This window comes from Mucilaginibacter sp. P4_G9 (assembly GCF_056400985.1).
Window position 1 is genome coordinate 1 of record NZ_JBFUKF010000145.1, and the last position, 12,606, is coordinate 12,606.

The following is a 12,606-nucleotide window of genomic DNA, read 5'->3' on the forward strand; positions in this document are numbered from 1 at the left end:
GAATTAGGCCCAGCGCATACTTTTCACGATGATATCCGTCAAATTGGAAGAGGAAGCTTTAGTCATTGGGGAAAAGATTTATTTTTTTCGGCATCCGACAACACGAACCCCCGAACTAATGGCAGAAAATACACTTATACATTGGCAGGCAAATCAAACGGGACAAATGATGGCTTAGCAGGATATGCAGATGTTGACGGAACAACCACAGGCGGTAGCGGCGGCCCATCTATAACCGTAACAAATTTTGCAGCCTTTAAAGCGGCTGTTGCAGGTTCGGCTCCAAAAATTGTTTACGTTAAAGGCACAATTAAAGGTGCAGGATTTGACCCTGTTTACGTGGGCTCCAATACATCTATTATCGGCGAAAAAGGCGGCAAATTAGTAGGAATGAATTTATTTTTGTTTAGTGTAAACAACATTATTTTACAGGACTTAACACTGAAAAATTACATAGCAGAATGCTGTTTTTATATAAAGTTCCAGTCCCATCATATATGGATAGATCATTGTGACTTTTCAACTGATCGTAAGCGTGGCTGGGATTATTGGGGCAAAGATATCGGTATTACAGAAGGCGCTGATTTTATAACTGTATCCTGGTGTAAATTTCACGATACTAACTTGTCAGTTCTTATAGGATCTGTAACAAATGATGCCGCAGCTACTAATAAAGGTCAGTTACACGTAACTCTGCATCATAACTTTTGGTATAATATAAGCGAAAGAGAGCCGGCATTGATTTTTGGCACTATACACATGTTTAACAATTACCATTTAAATAACGCAGGTTATTCAATAGGAGCGAGATTTGGCGGTACCGTGAGAACTGATAATGAATATTTCTTCAATTGTAATAAACCTCTTACAACAAATCTTGATGGTGATCCGGCAGGTCGTTTCAGCGGTATTACCACCAATATTTACGCAAAGAGCGGGGCTAATGACATTACATCTTCAATTTCAAATTGGGTTCCGGCTTACGCTTACAGCTCTTTTCTTGATCCCGCAGCAAGCGTACCATCTATTGTTCAGGCGGGAGCTGGCGCAAGGGAATAGTTAATTAATTTACTATCTATTTACAGTTACTATCTACCTTAAGGAAAGAAGGGAATAAATTTAAAGATGATCAATCAGGATCATCTGCACGGGGAAGACACCGCACTGCTATTAAACACACTAAACAGCTGCATAAAATTATTGTCGCGAATATAACTAAGGCCATGGGGTATATAACTAATATTTGTTTAAAATTGGAGCAATGTTGGTTTTAATGAAAAAGCTTCTTACAGTTATCTCCCGGAGATTTTACTATAAGACTTATTAAATGGAAGCATAAGCCCTCCTTATATTGACACTAACATACAAACTCAAATAGAATACGTTATAATAGTATCGATGGATAGGAAACATTAATCGATCAAAGCCGGTAAAAAGGCTTCCAACAAATCTTTAAATAGCGGGGTCAGCGGTTTGGATCCTGAAATTGTGCTCGTTTGCTTCACCTGTCTTACTTGCAATATTTGCAGGCAAGCTCGGCAATCAGGCAAAATATCAGTGTATACAGGCCTTTCTAAAAATCAATTAAAAAGGCTATAATTCCTGGTGTGATCCCATTAGGATTCGAACCTAAGACCTACAGATTAGAAATCTGTTGCTCTATCCAGCTGAGCTATGGGACCATTTACTTTAAATATAATGGCACCATTAAGGAAACCATTGCATTTTCGCGGTGCAAATATGCAAAATTATGCTCAAATATCAATCAAATTTTTAATTTGATTATGAGCGCTTCCTTTTAACGTATTTATTGTACAGGTATTCGGCATATCCAACGCTTACATAATCTGGAAATTTCCATTTAGGGTAATAAGTCCTTTGAATATATTTCAAAAAACTAAAGAATAGTATCGCAACTATCAAAAAAATACCCAGCGAAAGTAGAACGGCCCCAAACGCAATAAAAAAATTCATGTTAATTAGTGATTTATACCTAATACGGAATTAGTTATAAATGGTTATAGGTTTTTCCGGATGAATGTCATTTTTTTTATTACAAAGCTGATATATCTTGAAAAATAAAAGCCCCTCGCACTCGCTGCTTGGGGCTTTAAACCTAAACCTTATCACAATTAATAAGTGTGAACCACTTACCTTATGAGGGGGCAAATATATTGTACTTTGCTAAAGGTTGCAACTATGAAATGTAAAAAGGACACTAAACTTCATAAATTTTTCAGAAAAGTTAAATGTTTGCCCGATAGCTAATTGCCATTCTATAAAAGCTATATTCTCTAATTATGCTTAAATGTTATACAGCTCCGTTAACATTTCCAACCCCTAATTTTTTATATTTGATCTACCCAATCAACCATTATGAACTCAACAAAAGATCTTTTTCCACTGAATGAAGACCATAACCGGCGCAAATTTATTTTCAACCTAAGCAGAGTAGCAGCAGCTACCGCATTTTTAACAATGCCGCTTGCCGGCAATACGGCCGACTTTTTTAACGTAACGGACGATGTTACCGTAGGGCAGATCATCGATAAATTTATAGCCCAGATTCCGGGCGCTCCATTCCCCTCAACCGTTGATACGCTTAAAAGCGGCAGCATGGATATTAAGGTTACCGGTATTATTACCACCATGTTTGCCACCATTGATGTAATTAAACAGGCCATTGCTTTAAATGCCAATTTTATCATCGCCCATGAACCTACTTTTTATAACCATGCCGATGAAACCAACTGGCTGGCCAACAACGATGTGTACGAGTATAAAGCCCAACTGCTTAAAGAACATAAGATAGCCGTATGGCGCAACCACGATTATATCCACAGTCTTAAACCAGATGGCGTTGGTACAGGTTTGCTAAAGCAATTAAACTGGGCTCCTTTTTATAAGCCCGAACTGGGTAACGTGCTGGTGCTGCCTACTGCTACCTTAGGTTCATTGATTGGATACCTGAAAACTAAATTATCCATCAGCATGGTAAGGTACATTGGCAATCCGGCTCAAAGCTGCCAAAAAGTATTATTTTTACCGGGAGCCGCCGGCGGTAAAAGGCAGATAAGCGAGACCAGCAAGGTAAAGCCCGATGTATTAATAGTTGGCGAAATACAGGAATGGGAAACCGCCGAATATGTACGCGACGCGCAGTCCAAAGGCGATAACTTATCGCTGATAGTGTTGGGACACATAGCCAGCGAAGAGCCCGGATCGGAATTTATGGCGGGTTGGTTAAAAGAGCATTTTCCGGCTATTAAATCCGTTCATATCCCCTCCAAAAATTCGCTATCATTTGTTTAAACTAAATTGTTTTAGCATAATTGCAAACAACTATTATTAATAGATGTTGTTAAATTATCCAACATTACGTACAATTGCAGAAAAACTCGCTTTAATGGCCTGACTATTAATTATATGTTCATTTTACATTTATTATAATACCCCGATTTTGTAAAAAACGTATTGTTAACAATGACAGTTAAGGATACTTAAAGTTAGATTTTGTGCAAAAAGACAGTGTTATTAACGTAAAAATGGCAATTTTTATCTTTTAGATTACAAAGTGTTTTTTTTACAATAAGTTAATCATACTTTTAACCAATTTTTTTAATAAAACTTAATTTATGATCATAATTGCTKACGGTGGCTCAACTAAAACAAACTGGTGTCTGGTTACTGAAGAAGGTAAAAAAGTGTATTTTAACACAGAAGGTTATAATCCTTATTTTTCGAGCACCGCGTACATCATACAATCGTTAAACGAAAGTTTGCCTACCGATCTTGAAAAAGATGAAATAACCGAAGTTAATTACTACGGCGCGGGTTGTTCAACCCCTGATATGCGTAACGTTGTGAAGGAAGCTATGGAAGCGGTTTTCACCAAATCAAAGGTGAACATTGGTCACGATCTGCTTGCTGCAGCGCGTGCCCTTTTAGGTAACACCGAAGGCTTTGCAGCCATATTAGGTACCGGTACAAATACCTGTATCTATGATGGTAAGGACGTTGTTCAAAATATCGATTCGGGTGCCTATATCCTGGGCGACGAAGGCAGCGGATGCTACATTGGTAAAAAATTACTGGTTGATTACCTGCGCGGCTATATGCCCGAGCCTGTTCGCGCCCTGTTTTGGGAAACCTTTAAACTTACGCCCGATGATATCAACGAGCAGGTTTATACCCAACCGCGTGCAAACCGTTTTTGCGCCAGCTTTAGCAAGTTTGTTTATGATAACAATGTTCATATTGAATACTCACGTAACCTGGTGCGCACCTCTTTTGAGGATTTCTTCCGCAACCTGGTAGCACACTACCCCAATTATCAAAAATATACATTTAACTGCATAGGCTCGGTAGGTTACAATTTCCGTAACGTATTGGAAGAGGTAGTTACCGAAAACGGAATGGTTGTAGGTAACATCATCCGCTCGCCTATAGATAACCTGGTAAAATATCATTTGGAATTATCGCCAAGCTCTTTGTAAGGATTTTTTGACAAAAGACAAATGACTTTCAGACAAAGGACAAAAAAAGAAGGGCCGGAAATTAAGTTTCCAGCCCTTCTTTTTATTATCTGATTCGTCTTTATTTCAAGTCTTTGCTTTTTGCTCCAAAAAATCCTTTGTCTGACAGTCCCTTGTCTGAAAGTCCTTTGTCTGAAAGTCTTTCATCCGAAAATCCTTGTTCTTTGCTCCTTATTCCAAAATCTTTTGTCTGAAAGTCCTTTGTCCGAAAGTCTTTCATCCGAAAATCCTTGCTCTCTCTACCCCAAACTCATTTCCCCCTGGAAAATCTTGCCGTATTTACGTTTATCAAACTTGTACAGTTTGGCGGCGCGGTAGGATACGCCTTTTTGTTTTTCGTCCAGCTCTTTTAAAAAGCCATAGCTGAGCATTTTTTTGCGGAAATTTCTTTTATCCAGCTTTTTATTAAGCACCGCCTCATAAAGCGACTGCAATTGGGTAAGTGTAAATTTTTCTGGCAGCAGTTCAAAAGCTATCGGCTGGTAATGCAGCCTCCTGCGGATTTTGTTAAAACCGGTATTGAAGATCTCGCTATGGTCAAAAGCCAGTTTAGGCAGATCGTTAACCGGGTGCCAAATGGCTTTTTTTGCAAATTGGGTTACCGGTCGCAGCTCTTTTTGCCCGTTAATACGGATAAGAGCATAATAGGCTACCGTAATTACACGGCCCTGCGGGTGCCTGTTCACCTCACCAAAGGTATGAAACTGCTGCATATGCAGATCGCGCAGCCCGGTGAGCTCGTACAGAATGCGCTCTGCGGCATCATCAATACTTTCATCCTGCTCAACTATATAACCGGGCAGTGCAAACCAGTCTTTATAAGGCTCTTCGTTTCGCTCGATTAATAAAATCTTAAGTTCGCCGGCTTCAAAACCAAAAATTACGCAATCTATAGAGAATACGGAATCAAACTTGGGTAGCATTAGTTCCAAAATAGTTGTTGAGATTTAAGTTAACAGTTTAAATATAGGTTCTTAATTTCTAATCTAAAAAAAAACAAATAAATTTAATGGTGTAATTTACACACTGTATCTTCGTAGCACAAATTTAGTGATGTAAAAAATGCATAAAATTTCAAAACTTGCTGTTTTAACTTCTGGTGGCGATGCCCCCGGTATGAACCCATGTATCCGTGCGGTTGTTAGAACAGCGATTTACAATGGCCTTGAGGTAGTGGGGATAAGACAAGGTTACAAAGGCCTTATCGAGAACGACATGTACGACATGAACAAACGCTCGGTAAGCAATATTTTGAGTTTAGGAGGTACAATTTTAAAAACAGCCCGCTGTTTACCTTTTAAAGAAGATGAAGGTATGGCCGTGGCTTACAAACATTTAAAAGAGCATGGTATTGATGCCCTTGTGGTAATTGGTGGCGATGGCACCTTCACCGGCGCCCTGCGTTTTTCAAGAAAGTATCCTGATATTGCAGTAATAGGCGTTCCCGGCACTATTGATAACGATCTTTGCGGCTCAACCTATACCCTTGGCTTTGATACCGCTACCAATACCGTTATACAGGCTATCGACAAAATACGTGACACTGCTGATGCACATGACCGTTTGTTTTTTATTGAAGTAATGGGCCGCGACTCGGGCGCTATTGCCCTTCGCGCAGGCATTTCCTGCGGCGCCGAAGCCATTTTACTGCCCGAAAAGCAAACCGCTATTGAAGATCTTATCCAAAACCTGAAGGAAGGTCATATGAACAAAAAGTCTTCGAGCATTGTTATTGTGGCCGAAGGTGATAAAAACGGCGGTGTTTATGACGTTGCCAAAGCGGTACAAAAAGAAGTTAAAAACTACGACATTAAAGTAACTATATTAGGCCACTTGCAAAGAGGAGGCAGCCCATCAAGTTTCGACCGTATTTTGGGCAGCAGGCTGGGCTTTGCAGCAGTTAACGCTTTGATAGCCGGAGAATCACAAAAAATGGTAGGTTTGCAAGCTAATAACATTGTGCTCACCAGTTTGGAAGATGCGCTTAACCACCATGAGTTTAAACTGGAAGCAGACCTTTTACTCATGGCGGATATATTATCGATATAATAATTAATGATTGCAGTAGTTTACAGCGGATCGTATTTTGCACATTGGCGCCTGGCAGCTAAGGGAAGAACTATTGCTTCTTTTAAAACCAATGGCATCAATCCGTACTTTAACGACGAAAAGCACATACTGCAACTCCTCAACAAAAACATTAATCTTATACACCACGCCGAGCAAATAAAACGCATTTATTTCTTCGGCGCAGGTGCATCGTCTGACGAACGCAAGCAGGTGATCCATAATGCCCTATCCGCATTTTTCAAGTTTGGCAAGGTAAGTGTTGAGCACGATATTACTGCGGCAGCTATTGCCAGCTGCAAAAACTCGCCGGGTATTGTAAGCATTTGCGGCAGCGGCTCAAACGCCGCCTGGTACGATGGTAAAAAGGTTGAACCTAACAATTACGGCTTAGGTTACGTGCTGGCCGATGAAGGTAGCGGCAACTGGCTTGGCAGGCAGCTCATCAAAGATTTTATGAACGAAACCCTGCCGGCAAGCATCCGCAAAAAGTTTGTTCATAAATATGATGCCGACCGCAAAACACTTTTAGAGAAGGTTTACCGGCAAAAACAACCCACATTATTCCTGAGCTCGTTCACCGAATTCTACCTGGAAAACCGTACAGATAACCATCTCCAAAACGTCATAAAAAAAGGATTTAGCACGCTAATTTCGACATATTTATTACCTTTACATAAGCAACATCCCGAAGCCTCCATTTATTTTGTGGGCACGGTTGCTGCCAATTTTCAGGAACTTTTATATGAATCAGCGGCTGAAGCCAATCTTCAAATAGCCAACATTATTAAAGAACCTATAAATAATTTATTAACCTACTATTTAAATAAAAATTAAAAAAATCATGAAAATAGGAATTAACGGTTTCGGCCGTATTGGCCGCCTGGCATTCAGAGCCGCAATTGAAAGATCCGACATTGAAGTTGTTGGTATTAATGACCTGGTTGAGCCAGATTACATGGCTTACATGTTAAAATACGATTCAACCCACGGACCGTTCAAAGGCACTATTGCTGTTGAAGGCGGACATTTGGTTGTAAACGGTAAAACCATCCGTGTTACTGCTGAAAAGGATCCTGCTAACCTTAAATGGGGCGAAATAGGTGCCGAAGTGATCATTGAATCAACAGGCTTGTTCCTTACCCAGGAAACTGCTCAAAAACATATTGACGCCGGCGCTAAAAAAGTAGTAATGAGCGCACCAGCTAAAGATGATACCCCTACATTTGTAATGGGTGTTAATCATAAAGAATTGAAAGCCGATCAACACATCGTTTCAAACGCATCATGTACTACCAACTGTTTAGCACCCATTGCTAAAGTATTGGATGATAGCTTTGGTATTGAAGAAGGCTTAATGACTACTGTACACGCTGTTACTGCTACTCAAAAAACTGTTGATAGCCCGTCTGCAAAAGACTGGAGAGGCGGCCGTGGTGCTTACCAAAACATCATCCCTTCATCAACCGGTGCTGCTAAAGCAGTTGGTTTAGTTTTACCTCAGTTAAAAGGTAAATTAACCGGTATGTCGTTACGTGTTCCTGTTGCCGATGTATCTGTTGTTGACTTAACTGTACGTTTGAAAAAAGGGGCTTCTTACGAGGCTATCAAAGCAGCAATGAAAGCAGCATCAGAAGGCGAACTTAAAGGCATTTTAGGTTACACCGAAGATGATGTAGTATCTGAAGATTTTAAAGGTGATGCACGTACATCAATTTTTGATGCTAAAGCAGGTATCGGTCTTAATGATAACTTCGTTAAAGTGGTATCATGGTACGATAACGAGTGGGGTTATTCAAACAAACTGATCGACCTTGTTCAGGAATTAGGTAAAGTATAATTTCCTTTTCCCAATCTTAATTTATACCAAAAGCCCTGGCAATAGCCGGGGCTTTTTACTTATGCGGGTAATTGGCGGGTCACCCTGAGCCTGTCGAAGGGTCGCGCGCAGAGGCCTTAACCCGCTATGCTTCGACAAGCTCGAGCATGACAGCCCTTTTAGCAACGCCATTCTCTCCTATGACATAATTTCTTTTAGTCTTTTGCCCAAAAGTCCTTATTCCATTGTCCAAAAATCCTTTTTCCAAAGCTTGTCCGTCCGCTACCTGGTACCGCTGCTGTGCGGACAGGTGCGGACACCCCTTGAGCGCAAGTGTTGTGTTGCTGCCTGCGGGTTAACTCAATGTAACTTTACGACAAAACACGCCGTGAAGCACAGATCAGCCATCGATCAAAAAACCCAACACAAGACCTGCGCTGAAAGAACCTACTCGGTTTTCAAACTTTTAACCGGGTTCATCAATGCAGCTTTTACGGTTAATAACGACACCGTAACAAAAGCAATAATAAACACCACTATAAACGGTATAACAAACAATATCCAATTAATGCTGAGCCTGAACGAGTAGGTTTGCAGCCATTTGTTAATGGCATACCATGCCAGCGGCGCCGACACAACAAAAGCTACCACTACCAACACGGCGAAATCCTTATAAAGCAGTTGTAAAATATTGCTCACGGTAGCGCCCAGTACCTTACGGATGCCTATCTCTTTGGTGCGCTGTACAATGGTGTATGATACCAGGCCAAATAAACCCAGGCAGGCTACAAATATGGCAATGAATGTAAATATGCCAAACACCTGCCCAAAACGCTTATCAGCCTGGTATTGCTTGTTAAAATGCTGGTCGAGAAAGAAATAATCAAACTGATCATTTGGGAAATAGGTTTTCCAGTCTGTTTTTAACACACTTAATGTATGCTGAATATCGGCTGTGCTAATTTTAATAGATACCTGGTTACGCAAATCGGGAATACACCTAAAAATCAACGCGTCATAATCATCCCGTAACGATTGCTGGTGGAAATTATCAACAACACCAACAATGGTATAGGTTTTTCCCCAAAAGTCAATTTGTTTACCTACGGCCTGTGCGGGCTTATCAAAACCCATTTGGTGAATAGCCTTTTCGTTAAACACTACCGAAGCCGTATCCGTAGTAAACTGGGTAGAAAACTTGCGGCCCGCAAGCAGCTTCATATCGTAAAAAGTTAAGTATTCCTGGTCGCCGCCAATAACGCGGTATTGCTTGCCTTGCGACTGATCGGCACCATGAGGCTTAATGCCGCCCGCGTTCCATCCCACCGGTTCGCCGGGTACCGTGGTTGAAACTGTCATTCCTTTAATAGCCGGGTTAGTGAGAATGTTATTCTTAAAAGCCATCATATTGCGGTAAAACGAATCAATTTTGGCTATCGGCGGCTTAATCACAATGGTTTGATCGATATTAATACCCAGGCTTTGGTTTTGCATGTATTGAATTTGCCTATATACCGTTAACGAACCAATGAGCAGGAAAATTGATGCTGCAAACTGAAATACTACCATCCCCTTTCGCAAAATTATGCCCCGCGGCGATGCCGACAACTTGCCCTTCATTACTTCAACCGGCTTAAAGGATGATAGCACCATGGCCGGGTAAAAGCCCGAAAAGAACGACCCTACCAGCAATATGCCCGCCACCGTTATCCAAAACACCGGATTTAAAAACAGGCTAAAGCTGATATGCAGGCCCGATATATTGGCAAACACGGGCAGAAAAACAACAATGAGTATAACGGCAAGCAGCAGCGCCAACAGGTTAAGCAACCCCGCCTCCAGCATAAATTGTACAATAAGCTGTTGCTTTGCCGACCCTAATGTTTTACGTACGCCAACCTCTTTTGCCCGGCCTATCCCTTTGGCAGTAGCTAGGTTAATATAGTTTATCCAGGCTATAATAATTACAAATATGGCTATGCCCAGCAGCAGGTAAACAGCATTACCATCGCCATTGGGCTGCAGTTCATACATCAGGTTGGAGTACAGGTGAATACTGCTTACCGACTGCAGCGTATAAATACCGCTGTCGCCCGTACCTTTAAATTTATCATACGCTTTTTTTACAATGGGAATAAACTTAGCTTCCAGGGCCCTGGGATTAACACCCGGCTTAAGCAGCAAATAAGTAGTGCAGCCGTCATTTTGCCATTGGTTATCAATACCCGGCGCATAAATTTTTGACAAGGTTGCCCACGACTGCAAAAAATCAAGCTTCATGTGCGTATTTTCGGGCATATCCTCCATTACACCCGTAACCTTCATGCCCTTATCATTATAAGTAGTAACCATTTGGCCTACAGGGTTTTGGTTGTTAAACAGCTTTCTGGCCACACTGCGCGATATTACTACCGTATTAGGCTCGGCCAGGGCAGTTTTAGGGTCGCCGCTAAGCAGTTTGTACGAGAAGATATTGAAGAAAGAACTGCCCACAAAATAATTATTGGCTACGGTCATTTTCTGATCCTTATAACTCAGCAGGATATCGCCCGCCGGCGATAATTTTACCATATCTTCAATCTCGGGCAAATCGTTCTTAAATTCCGTGCCCGGCGCAAAAGCCCCGCCAGCCCACCGGGTACTTAATTTGCCATTATTATACCTATCCTGGTTAATGCGGTAAATGCGGTCTTTCTTTGTCTGAAAATTATCAAAGCTCAGTTCAAACGTAACATATTGCAAAATTAAAAGGCATGCAGCCATACCAATAGCCAGCCCCACAATATTAATAAACGAAAAGGCTTTGTTTTTAGTGAGGTTACGGAAAGCAACCAAAAGGTAATTTTTAAGCATAACACCGGGTTTATGCCAAAATTGAGGCTAATTACATGCCAATATTTTAATTAACTAACAATCAAATAGTTATATAAATATTCAAATTAAACAACCGTCTGAATTCGTTACAATCAGCGTGCGGGAACGAACATACCGGGCGATAGCAAAAAGGATTTCTAACATGCTGCGGTAGCCGGGGCTCTCAAGAGAGGAGAACAAAAAAATCTTGCTACTTGATACTTACTACTTGATACTTAACCAGGGCAATGCCTGCGGCCCGGGCTGTACATTCATACTGCGCAGGCCTTATCAGCCAGCCGGCTGACGGTATCCATTTCCATCCCTATTGYGAAACTGCAACCTGTCCGTCCGCTCCTCCGCCCCCACTATTTTGCGGACAAGCCGGACAGAAATGCATACAGTAGCCTTATTCTTAAAAATACCAAATCCTGCATTAATAAATATCCGGGTTTTGCATATTCGATACCTTGTACGCGGGCACACAAACCAAGAGACTCGGGGCAGCGAAAACGCTTGCGGTAAGGTAACTGGGGTATTGTCTATATAATATCAATAGTACCCAAATCCGTTTGTTAAAAGTAAGGTAAAAGGGCAAAGTAATGTCTCAACTGCCAATGTAATTACAACAATAATTCCAATTCTATTTTTGCCGGGCGGCTCTTCAGCCAAAGCTTGCAGCAGCGAAAAATATTTTTTATTTCTAATAAAATGAAAATATCCAAAGACCATTAAGAATATTGTAATTGGTACAAAAGTTGCCGATGCCAAAACATCGATGGTTTTTTTACCTGAATATTTTCCTAAAAAGAACATTATAAAAAATAAATTTGGACAGACAAGAAAAATTATAGCAAATAAAGCTTTCCATTCAGGCATGTCTTTGGGTCTCCATCTTGAAAACATAAGAAGATAGTATTTATATAAGTAAGTAAGCATTATTAATATCGTTTTTTATCCTGCTGTAGCAGGAGTTCATCATTGTGACCCGCGTGGCAAGTATATCCCATACCATCATTCAAATTAATGCCCACCAGTAGCCTTATTCTTAAAATTACAAAATCCCGCATCAATAAACATCCGGGATTTGTATATTCGATACCTTGCCTGCAGAGATATTTAATATAACACTTTTCTAAGGCATAACAATCCGCCCCCAAATAGTAACATTGAACTACACCAAATTATAACAAAGCAAACAACAATTGAGATCTTTGAAAGACTAATTTGTTCCGATAGTTGTTTTACTATTAAAAAATAATTTTTAGTATAAACACGTTTCAAAGTAACATATACAACTATTAAAATACCCAAAACAAGAGAGAAATAAGC

9 protein-coding genes and 1 tRNA gene are annotated in these 12,606 nt (G+C 40.6%); 6 read left to right on the forward strand and 4 right to left on the reverse strand.

The features are described 5' to 3' along the window. The coding region (locus AC1DPZ_RS13765) for a pectate lyase family protein (protein ID WP_477404251.1) at positions 1–1,059 on the forward strand (1,059 nt) is incomplete at its 5' end. A 549-nt stretch (positions 1,060–1,608) separates the two neighbouring features. On the opposite strand, the gene AC1DPZ_RS13770 is transcribed toward AC1DPZ_RS13765, so the two are convergent. Continuing rightward, positions 1,609–1,682: transfer RNA gene (locus tag AC1DPZ_RS13770), tRNA-Arg, on the reverse strand. A gap of 694 nt (positions 1,683–2,376) precedes the next feature. Here AC1DPZ_RS13770 and AC1DPZ_RS13775 point away from each other — a divergent pair. Both AC1DPZ_RS13775 and AC1DPZ_RS13780 read left to right on the forward strand, forming a co-directional pair. Next, positions 2,377–3,312, forward strand: a complete 936-nt coding sequence (locus AC1DPZ_RS13775) for a Nif3-like dinuclear metal center hexameric protein (protein WP_477404253.1) — start codon at positions 2,377–2,379, stop codon at positions 3,310–3,312. Between the two features lie 323 nt (positions 3,313–3,635). Further along, positions 3,636–4,496, forward strand: a complete 861-nt coding sequence (locus AC1DPZ_RS13780) for an N-acetylglucosamine kinase (RefSeq protein ID WP_477404255.1) — start codon at positions 3,636–3,638, stop codon at positions 4,494–4,496. Between the two features lie 278 nt (positions 4,497–4,774). Here AC1DPZ_RS13780 and AC1DPZ_RS13785 read toward each other — a convergent pair whose 3' ends face one another. Continuing rightward, positions 4,775–5,467, reverse strand: a complete 693-nt coding sequence (locus tag AC1DPZ_RS13785) for an NUDIX hydrolase (protein ID WP_369829634.1) — start codon at positions 5,465–5,467, stop codon at positions 4,775–4,777. Positions 5,468–5,597: 130 nt separating this feature from the next. On the opposite strand from AC1DPZ_RS13785, the gene pfkA reads away from it, so the two are divergent. Genes pfkA through gap form a run of 3 tightly spaced genes read left to right on the forward strand, consistent with a single transcriptional unit; the run spans position 5,598 to position 8,442 of the window. Continuing rightward, positions 5,598–6,584 (forward strand): 6-phosphofructokinase, encoded by a 987-nt coding sequence (gene pfkA, locus AC1DPZ_RS13790; protein WP_477404257.1) that lies wholly within the window; start codon positions 5,598–5,600, stop codon positions 6,582–6,584. Between the two features lie 6 nt (positions 6,585–6,590). Next, entirely contained in the window at positions 6,591–7,439 is an 849-nt protein-coding gene (locus AC1DPZ_RS13795) for a hypothetical protein (RefSeq protein ID WP_477404259.1), read from the forward strand. A gap of 7 nt (positions 7,440–7,446) precedes the next feature. Beyond that, positions 7,447–8,442, forward strand: coding sequence for a type I glyceraldehyde-3-phosphate dehydrogenase (gap, locus tag AC1DPZ_RS13800; RefSeq protein ID WP_477404261.1), 996 nt, complete (start codon positions 7,447–7,449; stop codon positions 8,440–8,442). 426 nt (positions 8,443–8,868) lie between these two features. On the opposite strand, the gene AC1DPZ_RS13805 is transcribed toward gap, so the two are convergent. Then, the gene (locus AC1DPZ_RS13805) at positions 8,869–11,274 is read right to left on the reverse strand and encodes an ABC transporter permease (RefSeq protein WP_477404263.1); all 2,406 of its coding nucleotides are present in this window, start codon (positions 11,272–11,274) and stop codon (positions 8,869–8,871) included. Positions 11,275–11,826: 552 nt separating this feature from the next. Continuing rightward, positions 11,827–12,213, reverse strand: coding sequence for a hypothetical protein (locus tag AC1DPZ_RS13810; RefSeq protein WP_477404265.1), 387 nt, complete (start codon positions 12,211–12,213; stop codon positions 11,827–11,829). Between the last annotated feature and the right edge of the window lie 393 nt (positions 12,214–12,606).